This is a genomic window from Pseudomonas sp. Seg1 (assembly GCF_018326005.1).
In the GTDB taxonomy this organism is placed as follows: Bacteria; Pseudomonadota; Gammaproteobacteria; order Pseudomonadales; family Pseudomonadaceae; genus Aquipseudomonas.
On record NZ_AP021903.1, the window covers coordinates 3,655,653 to 3,673,519 of the forward strand.

Annotated in this window: 16 protein-coding genes and 1 pseudogene; 11 read left to right on the forward strand and 6 right to left on the reverse strand. The window is 59.1% G+C overall.

All coding sequences use genetic code 11. The annotated features are described in order from the left end of the window. Positions 1-120: 120 nt before the first annotated feature. Entirely contained in the window at positions 121-1,800 is a 1,680-nt protein-coding gene (locus tag KI231_RS16345) for an MFS transporter (protein WP_103302294.1), read from the forward strand. 174 nt (positions 1,801-1,974) lie between these two features. Then, positions 1,975-2,193 carry a hypothetical protein gene (locus KI231_RS16350; RefSeq protein WP_103302295.1) on the forward strand — a complete coding sequence of 73 codons (219 nt, stop codon included), beginning with the start codon at positions 1,975-1,977 and terminating at the stop codon, positions 2,191-2,193. Positions 2,194-2,526: 333 nt separating this feature from the next. On the opposite strand, the gene KI231_RS16355 is transcribed toward KI231_RS16350, so the two are convergent. Together KI231_RS16355 and KI231_RS16360 are read right to left on the reverse strand one after the other, a co-directional pair. Continuing rightward, on the reverse strand, positions 2,527-3,669 hold the full coding sequence (locus KI231_RS16355; RefSeq protein WP_212809100.1) for an IS481 family transposase: 1,143 nt from the start codon (positions 3,667-3,669) through the stop codon (positions 2,527-2,529). 99 nt (positions 3,670-3,768) lie between these two features. Next, a complete protein-coding gene (locus KI231_RS16360; protein ID WP_212809101.1) occupies positions 3,769-4,155 on the reverse strand; it encodes a DUF1801 domain-containing protein in 387 nt (128 codons plus the stop codon). Between the two features lie 176 nt (positions 4,156-4,331). On the opposite strand from KI231_RS16360, the pseudogene KI231_RS16365 reads away from it, so the two are divergent. Further along, positions 4,332-4,610 (forward strand): annotated as a pseudogene (locus KI231_RS16365) (SDR family NAD(P)-dependent oxidoreductase); the annotation flags it as partial. Here KI231_RS16365 and KI231_RS16370 read toward each other — a convergent pair. Then, the gene (locus tag KI231_RS16370; protein ID WP_212809103.1) at positions 4,576-5,325 is read right to left on the reverse strand and encodes a DUF72 domain-containing protein; all 750 of its coding nucleotides are present in this window, start codon (positions 5,323-5,325) and stop codon (positions 4,576-4,578) included. The pseudogene KI231_RS16365 and the gene KI231_RS16370 overlap by 35 nt on opposite strands. Positions 5,326-5,444: 119 nt before the next feature. Continuing rightward, positions 5,445-7,232 (reverse strand): thiamine pyrophosphate-requiring protein, encoded by a 1,788-nt coding sequence (locus tag KI231_RS16375; protein WP_103302298.1) that lies wholly within the window; start codon positions 7,230-7,232, stop codon positions 5,445-5,447. A 198-nt stretch (positions 7,233-7,430) separates the two neighbouring features. Between KI231_RS16375 and KI231_RS16380 the strand changes: the two genes are divergently transcribed. Continuing rightward, a complete protein-coding gene (locus KI231_RS16380; RefSeq protein ID WP_212809104.1) occupies positions 7,431-8,201 on the forward strand; it encodes an APH(3')-II family aminoglycoside O-phosphotransferase in 771 nt (256 codons plus the stop codon). A 21-nt stretch (positions 8,202-8,222) separates the two neighbouring features. Here the strand turns inward: KI231_RS16380 and KI231_RS16385 are convergent, their stop codons facing one another. Beyond that, on the reverse strand, positions 8,223-8,498 hold the full coding sequence (locus KI231_RS16385) for a DUF2798 domain-containing protein (protein ID WP_103302300.1): 276 nt from the start codon (positions 8,496-8,498) through the stop codon (positions 8,223-8,225). Between the two features lie 127 nt (positions 8,499-8,625). Between KI231_RS16385 and KI231_RS16390 the strand changes: the two genes are divergently transcribed. The 6 genes from KI231_RS16390 (at position 8,626) to KI231_RS16415 (ending at position 15,921) form a co-directional block, all read left to right on the forward strand. Further along, on the forward strand, positions 8,626-9,597 hold the full coding sequence (locus tag KI231_RS16390; protein ID WP_212809105.1) for a LysR family transcriptional regulator: 972 nt from the start codon (positions 8,626-8,628) through the stop codon (positions 9,595-9,597). Then, positions 9,594-10,004: a hypothetical protein gene (locus KI231_RS16395; protein WP_212809106.1), complete on the forward strand. Its 411-nt coding sequence runs from the start codon at positions 9,594-9,596 to the stop codon at positions 10,002-10,004. The genes KI231_RS16390 and KI231_RS16395 overlap by 4 nt, the downstream gene beginning before the upstream one ends. 48 nt (positions 10,005-10,052) lie before the next feature. Further along, positions 10,053-11,096 (forward strand): alpha/beta hydrolase family protein, encoded by a 1,044-nt coding sequence (locus KI231_RS16400; RefSeq protein WP_212809107.1) that lies wholly within the window; start codon positions 10,053-10,055, stop codon positions 11,094-11,096. Between the two features lie 183 nt (positions 11,097-11,279). Beyond that, on the forward strand, positions 11,280-12,119 hold the full coding sequence (yghU, locus tag KI231_RS16405) for a glutathione-dependent disulfide-bond oxidoreductase (protein ID WP_212809108.1): 840 nt from the start codon (positions 11,280-11,282) through the stop codon (positions 12,117-12,119). Positions 12,120-12,408: 289 nt separating this feature from the next. Continuing rightward, complete coding sequence (locus KI231_RS16410; protein WP_212809109.1) at positions 12,409-14,589, forward strand: TonB-dependent siderophore receptor; 2,181 nt, start codon at positions 12,409-12,411, stop codon at positions 14,587-14,589. A gap of 138 nt (positions 14,590-14,727) precedes the next feature. Beyond that, a complete protein-coding gene (locus KI231_RS16415; RefSeq protein WP_212809110.1) occupies positions 14,728-15,921 on the forward strand; it encodes a GAF domain-containing sensor histidine kinase in 1,194 nt (397 codons plus the stop codon). Positions 15,922-15,936: 15 nt separating this feature from the next. On the opposite strand, the gene KI231_RS16420 is transcribed toward KI231_RS16415, so the two are convergent. Further along, positions 15,937-16,578 carry a LysE family translocator gene (locus tag KI231_RS16420; RefSeq protein ID WP_212809111.1) on the reverse strand — a complete coding sequence of 214 codons (642 nt, stop codon included), beginning with the start codon at positions 16,576-16,578 and terminating at the stop codon, positions 15,937-15,939. Between the two features lie 260 nt (positions 16,579-16,838). Here KI231_RS16420 and KI231_RS16425 point away from each other — a divergent pair, with 260 nt between their 5' ends. Continuing rightward, entirely contained in the window at positions 16,839-17,837 is a 999-nt protein-coding gene (locus tag KI231_RS16425; RefSeq protein WP_103302309.1) for a zinc-dependent alcohol dehydrogenase family protein, read from the forward strand. The last annotated feature ends 30 nt before the right edge of the window (positions 17,838-17,867 follow it).

The window sequence follows — 17,867 nt, forward strand, 5'->3', positions numbered from 1 at the left end:
GCGGCCGTCAGACTGTGCAGGTTTCACGCGAGAGCAATGCGGCATACGCCACAAGGCCAGAGTGCGATAGCGGTAACGGGGGACTCCGGCCTACGACAATAAGCACGACGGAGAGCACCCATGGCTACAATCGACACAGCATCCACCGGCAGTCCACCCCGCAGCGGCGGCATCACCAAGGAGGAGCGCAAGGTCATCTTCGCTTCGTCCCTCGGCACGGTGTTCGAGTGGTACGACTTTTACCTCTACGGCTCACTGGCGGCGATCATCGCCAAGCACTTCTTCGCCGGCGTCAACGAAACCACCGCGTTCATTTTTGCCCTGTTGGCGTTTGCAGCGGGGTTCGCGGTGCGGCCGTTCGGCGCGATCGTGTTTGGCCGGCTCGGCGACATGATCGGGCGCAAGCACACGTTCCTGATCACCATCGTGATCATGGGGGTCTCGACGGCGATCGTCGGTTTGCTGCCCGGCTACGCGACCATCGGCGTCGCCGCGCCAGTCATTCTGATCACCCTGCGCTTGCTGCAAGGTCTGGCACTGGGCGGTGAATATGGCGGCGCGGCCACTTACGTCGCTGAACATGCGCCACGCAATAAACGCGGTTTCTTCACCTCATGGATTCAAACCACCGCGACCCTTGGCCTGTTTCTGTCGCTGCTGGTGATCCTCGCTTGCCGCACCGCGCTGGGCACCGAAGCGTTCGAAGCCTGGGGCTGGCGGATTCCGTTTCTACTGTCGATCCTGCTGCTGATCGTCTCGGTGTACATCCGCCTGCAACTGAGCGAGTCGCCGGTGTTCCAGAAAATGAAGGCCGAAGGCAAGGCGTCGAAGGCGCCGCTGACCGAATCCTTCGCCCGCTGGGACAACCTCAAAGTGGTGATCATGTCGCTGCTTGGCGGTACGGCCGGGCAAGCAGTGGTCTGGTACACCGGGCAATTTTATGCGCTGTTTTTCCTGTTGCAGACGCTGAAAATCGACCCGCAGACCGCCAACCTGCTGATCGCCGGTTCGCTGCTGATCGGTACGCCGTTCTTCGTGATCTTCGGCAGCCTCTCCGACCGCATCGGGCGCAAGCCGATCATCATGGTCGGGTGCATGCTGGCGGCGCTGACCTACTTTCCGATCTTCCATGCGTTGACCCAGTACGGTAACCCCGACGTGTTCATCGCCCAGGAGAAAAACCCGGTCAAGGTGATCGCCAATCCCGATCAGTGTTCGTTCCAGTTCGACCCGGTGGGCAAGGCCAAATTCACCAGTTCCTGCGACCTGGCCAAGACCCTGCTGGCGAAACGGGCGATCCCTTATGAGAACGTGATCGCCGAACCGGGCACCGTCGCGCAAGTGCGCATCGGTGACAAAGTCGTCGAGAGCTTCGAGGGCAGCGCCCTGCCCGCCGCCGACTTCAAGACCCGCAACGACGCCTTCACCGCGACCCTCGGCACTGCACTGAAAGAAGCGGGTTATCCGGAAAAGGCTGACCCTGCAAAAACCAACTATCCGATGGTGTTGCTCCTGCTGACCATCCTGGTGATCTACGTGACCATGGTGTACGGGCCCATTGCGGCGTGGCTGGTCGAGCTGTTCCCGACCCGCATCCGCTACACCTCAATGTCACTGCCCTATCACATCGGCAACGGCTGGTTTGGCGGTTTCCTGCCGACGGTGGCATTCGCGATGGTGGCGGCCACCGGGGATATCTACTACGGGCTGTGGTACCCGATCGTGATTGCGGTGATGACGGCGATACTCGGCACGTTCTTCCTGCCGGAAACCAAGGATCGCGACATCCTCAAGGATTGAACTGACCTCAGGCCGCTCGAATGCGGCCAACCTGTGGGAGTGGGCTTGCTCGCTCCCACAGGGGGTTGGTGTTAACGCGGAACTGGCGTTTTCACCGTCGGTTCGCAGTCGAAAAAAAATCGAACGCTCGTCGCAGTGCTACCTCCAACGTTTACACCCATGGAGGTCAACGATATGAACAGCAACGACGACAAAACCCCGAACGCCCCACCTACCGATACATCGGGCAAACCCGTGAACGTGGTCGAGCGCGATTTGCAGGACCGGGACGATGACACCCGTGCTGTGGACGAGGTCATCACGCCTTCCTCCACCCGCGTCAAAGAGCAGGATGCTGAAGAGCTGCAGCGCAAGGTCGATGAGATTGAGCGCAAGGTCGCGGATGGGAATTGAGATTCATGGTGATTGTTGGATTCACCCCCTCACCCCAGCCCTCTCCCCCAAGGGGGCGAGGGGGAAAGGGAGCCGACCGGGTACAGTTCAGAACCTGAGTTCGACTCTAAATCTCAGTTCGGGTACCTCGAAAGAACAGAACACCATGGTCAGTCCCCTCTCAATCTAGGAGAGGGGAAAGTGAGCCGATCTCTAGTGGGATCAAACCTGAGTTCGGCGCGACAGTTCAGGTCGGTGTATCACGAAAGAACAACGCGATCAGTCCCCTCTCCCTCTGGGAGTGTATGTACCGGAGACATGGTGGACACATGTTCGGAGACATGGTGGACGGTTTTAGATCTTCTTACCTGCCGTAACGATCTGCAAGTTCAAGTCGATTCGGGCAATACGATGTCTACTCCAGTAGACATCGCGGATGCCATCTTCCGTCGTTTCCCTGATAGCTACTGACCTCCCATAAAAAGCTTTTCCGACTGTGTATTCACGGTTCCGCCAGTAGATCTCGCCCTTCACCTGAACCTTCCTGACCACATCCCCATCGTCGTACTCCGGCGCCGCGGGCTGCTCCTGATATTCCCGTGGGCTGCTGCTGTAGCGAGTAGCAGGCACCTGCATGTCCAACGCTTGATGTGGACGCTTCTGGTTGTAGATATCACGCCAGATATCAAACGCCCGTTGTGCACCGTTGAGATCAATAAAATGTCGGTCTCGCAGGACTTCATTTTTCAGGCTGCGGTGGAAGCGTTCCAGCTTTCCTTGGGTTTGCGGATGATAAGGTCGAGAGTGCCCGACCTTGATGCCCTGACTCATCAGCCAGACCTCCAGCGCGGTATAAACGCCAGTCTGGTCACCCCAGGGTGAACCGTTGTCCATCGTCATGCGCAAAGGCAGACCATGACGCCGAAAGACCCTGATTAGATGCTCCTGAACGGTTTCACGTCGCTCATCGAGGCAGGCCGCGATACACAGCGAAAACCGCGAATGATCGTCCAGTATCGTCAACGGATGGCAACGTCCCTGAGCCAGGCTGATATGGCCCTTGAAGTCCATCTGCCAAAGATCGTTGGGCGCTTCATGCTCGAAGCGGATAAACGGTTTAATCTCAGCGGCCTTTGAATCAACGCGTGAATGACGCTGTAAAACCGCATGCACGGTACTGACCGAAGGCATTACTGCGCCGCTGTCTTCCAGCACACGTTTGAGCTTGCGAGCGCCCCAAGCCGCGTATTCCTCACTCACGGTCAGAATCTGCTGCTCAACCTCGTCAGCGCAGCGTTTGGGTGACGTCTTCGGTCGTCGAGACTGATCGATCAAGCCCTCTGCACCTGAAGTTTCAAACCTGTTGAGCCATTTGTAGGCAGTGCTTGGGCTGATATTGAATCGGCGGCAAAGCTGCCGGACATTGGCTCCTTCTTGCCGAGCCAAATGCACGAACTCTGAACGAAGCTGCACGGTGGACACCTCTTCCCAGGACACAGGTCATCTCCTTGGTGATGAGCAATGTGTCTATTAAAAAGTGTCCACCATGTCTCCGAACACCTGTCCACCATGTCTCCGGTACATACAGGGAGAGGGTTAGGGTGAGGGCTTCGACGTATTCAGTTTCACCGCCTCTCGAATCAGTGCCACCAAGGCCTTTTCATCAATCTCCTCGCCCTCATGCACATCAATCGCCCGTCGCGTATTGCCTTCAAGGCTTGAATTGAACAATCCCGTCGGATCCTCCAGGGACGCACCTTTTGCAAAAGTCATTTTCACCACTGACTTGTAAGTCTCCCCGGTGCAGATAATCCCGCCATGCGACCACGTCGGCACGCGCCATTTCCACTCTTCGACTATCTCGGGATCAGCCTTGTGCATGATCGCGCGGATCTGTGCCAGGGTTTCACCGCGCCAGTCACTCAGGTCCTTGATGCGCTGATCAATCTGCACTGATGCTGCGATTGCTTCTTCGTTCTTCATGACGTGTCCTCAACGTCTTCGGGTGCAAAAACTCTAGACGGTGATCAGACAGTGGTCGAGTTACCACGCGACAGCGCGCATTCATGAGCCTCGCTCATCAGCTTATGCAGCAATCACCGTATTGTTGAGCGAACACCCGCTATATAGGTTGGCGCATCACTTTGAGGAGAGACGCCATGCCCACCCCGACCAACGTTATTGTCGTCATTGGCGCCGGTTCGATCGGTCAGGCCGTTGCCCGTCGCGTCAGTGTCGGCAAACACGTCGTGCTGGCGGATTTGAAACAGGACAACGCTGACGCTGCGGCCCGCGTCCTGCTGGATGCCGGTTTCAAAGTGACCACTTGCATCGTTGACGTGGGCTCTCGCGAATCCATTCAGGCGTTGGTCACCGGCAGCGATTTCCTGATGGATGGCGGCGTTACAGCGGCGTACTGGTACGGCGATCTGGCGCCGGAATAAGCAGCGCTTTCACCAGGCTCAAAGCGTTGCCTATCGCGGCGCCGCTGGCGGTGTTGTCGAAGATGCACCAGGTTGCGGCGCCCTCCTCTGAGGCGATCTGCAACGCTCGCGCAATTTGTTGCAGGTACGGCAAATCGTAGGCGCTGTGGTAGATGCGCGGCGAACCGTGCAAGCGCCAATACTTCGTGCCCTGCCAGCCTCTCGGTGAAGCGTCATTGCTGATACGCGAGGGGTCTACCGCCGCTTGGCTGATTTGGTACTTGATCAAAAGCGCTTCGCCGCCGACCCATGATTCGTGGCGCGGCTCCAGCACCACAGGCCCGGAGAAACGCTGGCGCAGTGCGCTGAAAAACCCTTCGGCAACGGCCGCATCAAACGCCAGCGACGGCGGTAACTGCACCAGCAGGCAGCCCAGGCGATCGCCTGATCCGCTGCATTGCCCAAGGAATTCTTCCAGCGCAGCCTCACAGCCGATCAGGCGCAGTTCATGGGTGATGTGTTTGGGGATCTTCACTGAAAAAGCAAAACCCTCCGGCACCGAATCCGCCCAACGTTCGTAGGTCTGTCGGCGATGCGGGCGATAGAACGAGCTGTTGATTTCGACGCTGTTGAATTGCGCGGCATAGCGCTGCAAATGCGTGCCGTCAGCCGGGAATGCCGGCCAATGTTCACGCGCAAGACTCCAGCCTGCACAGCCGATGAAAATCAATTGCCTGCCTCCATTCCAATGTAGGAGCTGCCGCAGGCTGCGATCTTTTGATGTTGTTTTTGAAGATCAAAAGATCGCAGCCGTCGGCAACTCCTACAGGTTTCGCGAGGAAATTCGGGTTATTTTTTGCCGGGCAGTACCGAGCTCAGCACTTGTTTGGCGGCTTGGACGATGATTCCGGCCTCATCCGGATCGCCCTTGAGCAAGGTCGTGGCGAATTTCTTCGCCTGCTCAAGCTTGATGTGCGGTGGCAGCGGCGGCACGTTCGGATCGGTCTTGAATTCGATCAACACCGGAACGTCCGAGGCCAATGCCTGCTCCCAGGCCGCGGCGACGTCCTCTTCGCGATCAACAAAAATGCCCTTCAGGCCGATGGAAATGGCGAACAGGTGATACGGCACATCCGGAATACTCTGCGACGCTTCGAACTTGGGATCGCCTTCCATCACCCGCTGCTCCCAGGTGACCTGATTGAGATCTTCGTTGTTGAACACCGCACAGATCCATTTCGGGCTTTGCCACTGCCGCCAGTATTTGGCGACGGTGATCAGCTCGGCCATGTTGTTCATTTGCATGGCGCCGTCGCCCACCAGGGCAATCACCGAACGCTCGGGGTAGGCGAATTTCGCCGCAATCGCATACGGCACCGCGGCGCCCATCGAGGCCAGACCGCCGGACAGCGAGCACTTCATGCCACGGCGGATTTTCAGGTCGCGGGCATACCAGTTGGCGCACGAACCCGAATCGCTGGTGATGATCGCCTCGTCCGGCAGGCGCGGTGACAACTCGTACACCACCCGTTGCGGATTGATCGGTCTGGCCTTGGCCATGGCGCGTTTTTCCAGGGTCTTCTCCCAGGTGCCGCGCCAGCCTTCGACCTTCTTGCGCCATTTGCCCGAGGTTTTCTGTTCCAGCAGCGGCAGCAACGCGGCGAGTGTTTCAGCCGCGTCGCCCTGCAGATTGACCTCCATCGGGTAGCGCAGACTGAGCATGTCCGGCTGCAAGTCGATCTGCACGCCCCGCGCCTGACCTTCCTTGGGCAAAAATTCCGAATACGGGAAACCCGAGCCGATCATCAGCAACGTGTCGCACTCGGTCATCAGTTTGTAGCTGGGCTCAGTGCCGAGCAAGCCGATGCTGCCGGTGACCCACGGCAGATCGTCGGGCAGCACGGCTTTACCGAGCAAGGCTTTGGCGACTCCGGCGCCGAGTTTTTCGGCGACGGCGATCACTTCATCCGTGGCTTGCAGAGCACCGGCACCGACCAGAATTGCGACTTTTTCACCGGCATTCAAAACCTCGGCGGCACGCTGCAAATCCGCCTCGTACGGCAGCACTCTCGGCTTGCTGTACCCGACACCGGAATGTGCGGTGCCGTGGGCGCGGGCCGGCGCTTCGTAGGGAAGATCCTGCAAATCATTGGGCAGGATAATCGCCGTGACGCGGCGTTCGCCGACGGCCGTGCGCACCGCGCGGTCGAGCAAGTGGCGCACTTGCGACGGTGCCGAAGCCTGCTGCACAAAGGCGCCAGCGACGTCCTTGAACATCGAGACCAGATCCAGCTCCTGCTGGTAGTGGCTGCCCAGTGCAGTGCGCGCCTGCTGACCGACAATCGCCAGCACCGGCATGTGGTCCATCCGCGCATCGTAGAGCCCGGTAATCAGGTGCGATGCGCCCGGCCCTGAAGTCGCGATGCACACACCCAACTCCCCGGTGAACTTGGCGTGGGCCGAGGCCATGAACGCGGCCATTTCTTCATGGCGCGCCTGAATGAATTCGATCTTTCCCTTGGCCCGGTCGAGCGCGCCGAACACGCCATTGATGCCGTCACCCGGATAACCAAAAATCCGCGTGACGCCCCATTGGCTGAGCCGCTCAACCAGAAAATCTCCAACTGTCATCGTCATCGTGTTCCTCGCCTTTCACCGGTGCATGGAGCATTCCCGGCAGTGCATCCGCCGAGAGGTGTAAGGGTCTGGACAGTCGGGCTGGCGACGAAGTTTCGATTGATTTGCCAGGGCAACGCCCTGCCCCGGTGTTTGCGCGCAAAATCACCGGCGCGGCACAATGCGCCTCATCAACAGATTTACAAGGGACGAATCGACATGGACTTACCCGCGATATGGCACCCGCGATTCGCTGACGCACAGATCGAACAACAAACCATCGGTGAGTCCCGCGCCGATGTACTGCGGATTACGCCGGCGGGTTCAGCGCCGCTGTTTGTGAAGTCTGAACAGGTGATGACCTGGGGCGAACTGCCCGGTGAAGTGCAGCGGTTGCGCTGGCTGGCAGAGCAGGATCTCCCGGCGCCTCGGGTGCTCGATACCACCACTGAAAATGAGCGCAACTGGTTGCTGATGACGGCTGTGCCCGGTCGCGATCTGGCCAGCAGCGCGCACCTGGCGCCGGAGCAGATCGTGACGCTCGCGGCCACAGCCTTGCGATCACTGCACGCGGTCGCCATCGCCAGCTGCCCGTTCGATCACCGCCTCGACGCAAAAATCGCCCTCGCCCGCGAGCATCTGCTGGCGGGCCTGATTGACGAGGAAGACTTCGACGATTCACGTCTGGGTCGCAGTGCTGAAGCGGTGTTCCAGCAAATGCTCGCCGAGCGTCCTGATCACGAGGATCTGGTGGTGACACACGGCGATGCGTGTCTGCCCAACCTGCTCGCTGACAATGGCAAGTTCAGCGGGTTTGTCGACTGCGGGCGACTTGGCGTCTCTGACCGTTATCAGGACTTGGCGTTGGCCGCCAACAGCATTACCTACAACCTCGGCGAGCAGTGGGTGCCAGTGTTTTTCGAGGCCTATGGCGTAGAGCCTGATCTGCAACGGATTGCCTTTTATCAGTTGCTTGACGAGTTTTTCTGAGGCGCCGGAAGCGTTCAGCACTCAACGATGCGGATGCACCGTCCACGCCACCAGTTTGATCACGACGGGCCGAACAACAAGGATGCACAGGAATGCCACCGGCATCGCCAACTTGTACGCGTGCAGCGCATTACTCAGGTAGTCGTTATCAATGCCGGAGTTGGCGGCGGTGATCACCAGTGACATCAGAAACGCCATGATCGTCGCCATGTACAAGGCAAACACATAGGGTGTGGCACGCGGTGACAGCTTGCGACGGCTGACAATCAAAGCATCGGTGCTGGTTGTTTGATTCATATGGCGTTTCCATCCATTGACAGGGAGCGGGCACCTTAACAAGCGCGACTCCCCTCAACTAGACGGCTAATCGCAGGTACTTTATAAAGCACAACTTACGAATCAAACCGTTCTCGGCAGGCCATGGATGAATCTATTAGCGGCAATTGCCAGTTTTATCAAAGTGGTGGAATCGGGCTCCATTGTCGGCGCCGCCAAAGCCCTGGGCGTCAGTGCGGCAGCGGTGAGCCAGACGATAAATCGTCTGGAGACGCATCTCGGCGTGAGACTTCTGCAGCGCACCACGCGGAGCATGGCGCTGACTGAAAACGGCGCGGTGTACTACGACAAGGTCAAGCGCATCGCGGCAGATCTGGAGTCGGCGCAAAGCTCAATCAGCAACGAACAGACCGAACTGCAAGGACGGCTGAGCATTGCCTCCACTTCTGCATTCGGACGGCATGTGCTCGCACCATTGATCGCCGGGTTCGCGGCGCTGCACCCGCGCCTTCTGCTGGAGCTGTCGACCACCAACCGCAAGATCAATCACATCCAGGACGGCATCGACTTGAGCCTGCGGATCAAACCGCAACTGGAAGATGGCATTGTTGCGCGCAAGATCGTTTCGCTGCCCTTCATCATGTGCGCCGCCCCAGCCTATCTGGAGCGCGCAGGCGCGCCGCAATCGCCGGACGATCTGCAAAACCATGCGTGCCTGGCGTTCCGTTACCCATTGGACGGGCGCTTTCTTCGTTGGACTTTCTCGCGAGACGGCCAGAGTTACGAGGCCAATATCAATGCCACGACCATCAGCGATGACATCGATGCACTGGCGCAGATGGCGGTCAACGGTGCGGGCATCACGCGACTGGCCGAGTTCGTGGCGGCACCGTACATCGCAAGCGGCCAACTGCTGCCGCTGTTTCAGAACCAGGACGGAGCAGGTCACGGCTTTGTCGAGCGAATGGACATTTATGCCTGTGTGCAGGAGCGTGCGGCGATGACGCCGAAGGTCAAGGCATTCATGGACTATCTGATCGAACACTTGAAGATGCGTTGGCCGCAAGAAGATGCTTTGACCGCACCGTTTCAAGCATCCACTGACAAGGAGTTGCTGTGAACACATCGCGTTATGCCAAGGGCTCCGGCCGGCCTCCCGTGCATCTGGCCTCGATAAATACAGAGGGCTCGGCGGCAGGCCATCTGGTTTTTGCTGGCGGTGTTTCCGGGGACCGACACGTACCCTTCTGCTCTCACGACGAACTGCTGGGCATGCTCAAAGACCTGATACGTGCGCGTGTACCTTTTTCGGTTGGCGGCATGTGTCCCGGCCCAGCGGATGAAGTCGGTTTGCTGATCGACAACGCAGAGCTGACGGGACCCTGCATCGAGCTGTCCTGGACCGGCTCGCAGCAATGGATTGTGCGCGAAACTGCCAACGCTTCTGGCGAATGGCAGCAAGAACCGGACGCCAGCGAAATCGCCAATCTGATTTTCAGTCCGGACTCGCTGAAGCGCGCCGATTAAGGCAAAGTCCACCTCGCCAATCGAGGCTCATCACGGAAGATAAAAACAATGAAACGTGCTTTCGGCGCTCTGCTTCTTTTCTGCCTGACCACCCACGTATTCGCTGACGACAACCCTATCGGTTTCCAGCTCTCGACCCTGGCGGACGCGAACAATGAGCGTCCGTTGGAAATGGTCGTCTGGTACCCGGCCAGTGCAACCACTGCCGCGCCGGAACTGGTCGCCGACAACCCGGCGTTTGTCGGTGTAATGGTCGCGAAAAATGCGCCACCTGCTGCCGGTGAACACCCGTTGGTAGTGCTCTCACATGGTTACCGCGGCAATTGGAGCAACCAGGCATGGCTGGCCAGCGCGCTCGCGCACCAGGGTTATATCGTCGCGGCGGTCAATCATCCCGGCAGCACCACGCATGACCGCAGCCCTCAGGCGGCGGCGCAGTTATGGCTGCGTCCTGCGGATGTCAGTAGAGCCATCGATGCGGTGACGGCTCAGCCGAAAAAGTTCGGTACGGTCGCGAAACCGCGCATTGCCGTCGTGGGCCACTCTCTCGGCGGCTGGACCAGCCTGGAAATCGCCGGCGCGCGTTTCGACACCGAGCGTTTCGGCGAAGACTGCAAAGTCCATTCGCAATTGGCCAGTTGCTCTGTTTATCAGCAGATGAATCCCGCCAGCAGAGCGGATTCGAAGACACGACTGGCCGCCGACTTGCGCGACAAACGCGTCTCTGCCGTGGTTTCACTGGACCTCGGTTTCTCACGTGGTTTCACCGATGCCAGCCTTGCGGCACTGCCTGTTCCGGTACTGGTCATCGCAGCCGGTGTGCCGTCGCAAGACCTTCCCGCTCAACTTGAGTCCGCCGATCTGGTCAAGCGATTGCCGAAAACATTGAGCCAATACGTCGAGATCAGCGACGCCAGCCACTTCAGTTTCATGTCGCCATGCAAGCCTGGCGCGATGGCAATGCTGGAAGAAGACGCACCCGGCGACGGCATCATCTGCACCGATGGCGACGGCGGACGCGCGCGCACGGAAATCCAGCAACAGACGATTTCGCTGATCAGCGAGTTTCTGGCGCGCTTTGCTGCGGATTGAAATAGGTCGGGTATTTATCACCAATAAGGGAACACGCCACACAGGGCATTTCCCTTATAGCCATACAGAAGCGGCCCAATGCCTGTGCATATCGTGATGTAACGATAAATCGAGCTGGCATCCATCGGGATTTTTCCCTACGGTGTTCATCTGTTCTCAGCCAGTCACGATGAGGTCCGTTTCATGAGCAAAGCGCCCTACGTTCCGCCCAAGGTCTGGAAAAATGAAGCGCCATCCGGTGGTCAGTTCGCCAGTATCAACCGCCCGATTGCCGGGCCGACCCATGAGAAAACGCTGCCGGTGGGCAAGCATCCGTTGCAACTCTACTCGCTGGCCACGCCCAACGGGGTGAAGGTCACCATCCTCCTCGAAGAGCTGCTGGCGCTGGGGCACAGCGCCGCCGAGTACGACGCTTGGCTGATCCGCATTGGTGAGGGCGATCAATTCTCCAGCGGTTTCGTCGAGATCAATCCGAACTCGAAAATCCCTGCACTGCTGGACCGCAGCGTCGAGCCGCCGATTCGGGTGTTCGAGTCAGGCTCGATCCTGCTGTATCTCGCGGAGAAGTTCGGCGCATTCCTGCCCAAGGATCCGGCAGGACGCACCGAAACCCTCAACTGGTTGTTCTGGCAGATGGGCGCTGCGCCTTACCTGGGCGGCGGGTTCGGGCATTTCTATGCCTATGCGCCGGAGAAAATGGAATACCCGATCAATCGCTTCACCATGGAAGCCAAGCGCCAACTGGATGTGCTGGATCGACGTCTGGCCGAAAGCCCCTACCTGGCCGGCGAGCACTACAGCATCGCCGATATCGCGGTCTGGCCCTGGTACGGGCAGTTGGTGCGCAACAATGTTTATTCGGCGGCGGAGTTTCTCGCAGCCGATGAGTACACCCATGTGCAGCGCTGGGCAGAGGCAATCGCCCAGCGTCCGGCGGTCATCCGTGGGCAGCGCGTCAACCGCACGTGGGGTGATGAAGCGAGCCAGGTGCCTGAGCGCCATGACGCTGAAGACCTGAGCTGATCAAAGCGTTCCCCTCCCTCTGACCGCGCCCGATCAAACTTCATGTTGATCGGGCGCGGTCACGCAACTTGGCCGTTCTGCACCCTCTCCTGGATCTACTGATTTCCACCAGTGGCTTTGATTTGCGCCGTGGCGGTGATCGTTTCCCTACGCCGCAAATGTGAAAAATTTGTTAACCAATTGAAGTCAGTACCTTTCTCCAACCGAATCAATCTGACATGCTAATGCGAATACTTCTTACATGCATGTGCATCAGATTCGTTTTGGTAATTTTTGGGGAAGCAGATTGATGTCGTTTCACACCCGCCACCGCCGTTCGAACCTCTCACCCAACCTGCTGGCACTCGCCATTGGCATGGTCAGCCTCTCATCCGTTTCAGCTGATGAAGCTCCACCGCCATCGCCGGAAAATGCTGCCCCTCCCGCCACACTGGAACTCGGCGCGACCGAGATCGGTGCTACCCAGATGAGCAGCACCACCGAGGGTTCGCAGTCTTACACGACTGGCCCCATGCAAACCGCGACCAAGCTGTCGCTGACCATGCGCGAAACGCCTCAAGCCGTCACCGTCATCACCCGTCAACGCATGGACGATCAGGGCATGACCAGCATCAACGACGTGGTGCGCGGCACGCCGGGCTTGTTCCTCAACCAGTCCAGCGGTCCGGGCCGACAGGCTTACAGCGCGCGCGGGTTCGACATCGACAACATCATGTACGACGGCCTGCCCAGCTCCTATCAGCCGTACTCGATGGCGGTGCAACCGAACCTGGCGATGTTCGACCGGGTTGAAATCGTTCGCGGTGCTACCGGTCTGGTCACGGGTGCCGGCAACCCGTCAGCCGCCATCAACATGGTGCGTAAACGCCCGACGGCCACGCCTCAAGTGACACTCACCGGTGCAGCTGGCAGTTGGGATGATTATCGCGGCGAGATCGACGCTTCCGGCCCTTTGAACGACAGCGGTACGTTGCGTGGCCGTGTAGTGGGCTCCTATCAGGGCGCCGACAGTTTCCGCGACAAGGAACAAAACGATCACGGCCTGTTCTACGCCATCGGTGAAGCCGACCTGAGCGAAAGCACCACCGCGACTCTGGGTTTCTCCCGGCAAAATGAACAGACCAACTACTTCTGGGGCGGGTTGCCGATCGGCACCAACGGCCACCACCTTGATCTGCCCCGCTCCACTTACCCCGGCACCGACTGGGAAAACAAGAAACTGCAGATCGACACGGTCTTCGGCGAAGTCGAGCATCGCTTCGACAACGACTGGAAACTCCACGTCGCCGGTTCTTCCTCGACGCTCAACGGCGAGTTCTCCGGCACTTACCTGTCGCGCTACAACGGCCCGCTGGAAACCACGGCTTACCAATCGCACAACACCGACAAGCAAAACGCTTTCGACGGTTTTGCCAGCGGCCCGTTCGAAGCCTTCGGCCGCACCCACGAACTGGTCGTCGGCTCCAGCCATCGCGTCTACGATGCGACCTCCAAGGAGTACGATCCGTACACCACGGCCTGGCCGATCGGTGCGCCAAAGCCGGACTTCGTGCGTGACGGTAAAACGCGCAGCGTTGCCACTCAGGACGCCGTTTACCTGACCACCCGTTTGAGCCTGGCCGATCCGCTGACGCTGATCCTCGGCAGTCGCCTGGACTGGTATGACTACGATGACCGCACCGGCGACGGCGACTACAAGGTCACCCGCAACCTGACGCGTTATGCCGGCCTGATCTACAAGCTGGACGAGCATCATTCCGTCTACGCCAGCTACACCGACATCTTCACCCCGCAAACCTCGAAGGATCTTTCCGGCAAAGTGCTGGATCCGATCGTCGGTGAAAACTACGAAGTCGGCATCAAGGGCGAATATTTCAACGGCGCCCTCAACGCCAGTCTGGCCGTGTTCCAGATGGACCAGACCAACCGCGCAACCCTGGCGGAAAATCAGTTCGGTTGCCCGGTCATGACCTGCTACAACGGCTCAGGCAAAGTGCGCAGCCAAGGCATCGACATGGAACTGCAAGGCGCGCTGACCGAAAACTGGCAGCTGGGCGCTGGCTACACCTACACCCGCGCGCATTACATCAAGGATGAAAACCCGGCCAACAATAATCAGAAATTCAAAACCGACACACCCGAGCACCTGTTCAAGGTCTCGACGGTGTACCGCTTCCAGGGCCCGCTACAAAAACTCCGCGTCGGTGGCAACGTCTACTGGCAAAGCCGCATGTACAACGACGTCGCGCTTGCCAATGGCGGCAACTATCGACTCGAACAAGGCGGCTACGCGACCACCGACCTGATGGCCGGATACGAACTCACCAAGCACCTCGACCTGCAAGTCAACGCGAACAATATCTTTGACCGCGTCTACTATTCCGCCATCGGCAGCAACATCACGTGGGGTTCCAACGACAACTACGGCAATCCGCGCAGTTACATGCTGACCGCCAAATACAAGTTCTGAGTCGCGCACGCCGGCGACGACACTGGCCAAGGGCGCCCCGGAAAATCCGCGGCGCCCTTGGCGTTCCTGCACCTGGCCCATTAGCAATAGGCGACAAGAAGCGATAGTCTCTGCCCGACATCATCGCGAAGCGCCCCCATGACCAACCCAGAGTTCACACCAGACATTGAAGCCATCCGCAGCATTGATGCGGTGCCCGTGATCCTGAGCATGGTCAAGCACCTCACCGGCATGCGCTTCGCCGCTGTGGCTCGGGTCACCGAAAGGAACTGGGTGGCCTGCGCGGTCGACGACTCCATTGATTTCGGGCTCAAACCCGGTGGCGAACTGGTACTCGAATCGACCATCTGTCACGAAATCCGCCAACACAAACAACCCGTGATCTTCGGCCATGCCAGCCTGCATCCGCTGTTTTCGCAACATCACACGCCGAGAACCTATGGGCTGGAGAGCTACATATCCATTCCCATCGTCAAAGCCAACGGCGATTTTTTCGGCACGCTCTGTGCGATCGATTCCGTACCGGCCAATCTGGACGAACCGGCCATTGCCAAGACGCTGACGCTGTTCGCCCAACTGATTGCCATGAGCCTCGACACGCAAAGTCGTCTGCTGGCCACCAAAACAGAGTTGGATAGCGCCAATGAGCTGGGCCGGCTGCGCGAGCAGTTCATCGCAGTGCTCGGGCATGACCTGCGCACACCGCTGAGCGCCATTCGCATGAGCGCCGACCTGCTGGAAAGCAAGACCGAAGACAAACGCTCGCTGAATTTCATTGCGGCAATCCGCAACAGTTCGGTGCGCATGGGGGTGCTGATCGAAAACATCCTCGACTTTGCCCGGGGTCGCCTCGGTGGCGGGATTCCGGTGCAGCGCAAACTGGTGGACGACTTGCAGCGCACGCTGCTGCTGACCCTTGAAGAAATCAAAGTGAGCCATCCACAGGCAATCATCAGCCATGCACTGGATGTACCAGCGGGGGTTTACTGCGACGCGTTGCGCATCAGCCAGTTGCTGTCCAACCTGTTGGGCAACGCGGTCACCCATGGTTCAACCGATGCGCCGATCGTCCTCAAGGCCTACGCCGAGAACGACGAGATTGTCATTTCGCTAACCAACCAAGGCACGCCGATCCCAGCGCAATTGATGCCACTGCTGTTCGAGCCTTTTTCCCGGTCAGAAGCCGGTCAGCGCTGTGAAGGCCTGGGCCTGGGGCTTTACATCGCCTCGCAGATTGCGGCGGCACACAACGGCACGTTGAGCGTGACCTCGGACGTTGAATCGGGAACGCGATTTGTGGCGCGGTTCCCGGCACAGTTCAAATGGGTCTGATCCCCCGCCCCGCCCTTACGCCGTCTGCCGGCGCATCGTCAGGATGGCCGCGCCAAAGCCGATAAAGGTCGTCCCCACGACTCGACTGACCCAGCGCGACAGCGCGGGCCGGGTCAATACGCCTTTGGCCCGCGATGCGATCGCGGCATAGACGCTCAACGACGACACCGATAACGCCATGAAGATCGCGGTAAGGATCAGAAATTGCGGCAGCAACGCCGCGCCCTGATCGATGAACTGCGGGAACAGCGCGGTGAAAAACATCGTTGCCTTGGGATTGGTTACGGCGGTCAGAAAGGCTGATTTGTAGAGCTTGCCGCGAGTCGGGCGCGGCTTGTTCGCGTCGCCCTCGAGAGCGTCCGGGAGCATCGGGCCCTTTTTGAACAACTGCTTGACCCCGAGGTAGAACAGGTAGCCGGCGCCGATGATCTTCACTGCATTGAACAGCCACTCGGAACTCGCCAATACAGCGCCCAAGCCGAGCATGGCCGCGGCTGACAGGCAAAACAGACCACTGGCATTGCCCAGTGACGACCAGATCGTGCTGCGTTGCCCGTGGGCCAGACTGTTGTTGATCGCCATCAGCGTGGCGGGGCCGGGGCTGGCGATGGCGATCGCAGCAACCAGGGTAAACGCCAGAATCGAGTGAGAATCCATTTTCAATGCTCGTGGTAAGTGGTGGGCTGCATATTACAGGAGCCGGGCGCGCTGTCAGGCCCGGCTGCTTGCTTTTCAACGGCTATAACTTCCTCTGAGCCACGATTGGCTGCCGAGGAGAGCGCTATCCGCATGGACACGCGTAATCGTTTCGAACCCGCAGAATCTGCCTACAGGCCGCGTCCACCTTCGGGGGGTCGACAAACCTCCGCTCAGCTACCACCATTGCCCTCTCCTTAAAAATGACAGCGAGGCGTGTAATGAGCCAACCGACTATTCGTGCGTTGATCCTGGATGACTACGCCAATAACGCCTTTCGTGAAGCGCAGATCAGCCGCCCGCAGCCGCAAGCCCATGAAGTGCTGGTGCGTGTCGTCGCCAGCGGTGTGAACCCGATCGACTACAAGATTCGTTCCGGCAATGCGCCGTACGCCATGCCGGAACTGCCGGCGATTCTCGGCACGGACATGGCGGGTGTCATCGAAGCCGTAGGCGCCGACATCCAGCATCTGGCCGTGGGTGATGAGGTTTACGGGATGGTCGGAGGCGTGCGCGGCTTGCCCGGCTCACTTGCCGAATACATCGCGGTGGATGCCGATCTGGTGTCGCGCAAACCCAAGAATCTGGACTTTCGCGAAGCGGCAGCGATCCCGCTGGTGTTCCTGACGGCCTGGGAAGGTCTGGTGGATCGCGCCCATGTCCAGGCCGGGCAGAAAGTGCTGGTGCATGGCGGTGCCGGCGGTGTCGGTCACATGGCGGTGCAGATTGCCAAGGCACTCGGCGCCGAGGTGTTCGCCACGGTCTCGCCGGGCAAGCGTTCGATTGTCGAAGGCTACGGCGCCACAGCCATCGACTACCGCGACGTGCCGGTCGAGCAATACGTGAATCAGTACACCGCCGGCAAAGGTTTCGATGTGATCTATGACACAGTCGGCGGCAAGAGCCTCGATGACGCTTTTGCTGCGATTCGCCTGTATGGCCACGTCACCAGTTGCGCGGCGTTCGGCACCCACAACCTGGCTACCGGTTCGCTGCGCAGTGCAACGCTGTCGGGGATTTTTGTGTTGCTGCCGATGCTTACCGGTACCGGACGCAAGCACCACGCCGAGATTCTCGGTTATGCCACGCGATTGATCGAGGAAGGCAAGGTCAAGCCATTGCTGCATTCGCAGCGTTTTACCCTGAGTGAGGCGCGTCAGGCTCATGATGCGGTGGAGCAAGGCACGGGCGTCGGCAAAGTGGTGATCGATATCGTCTGAACATCAACGATTGCAGGCAAAAAAAAGCCC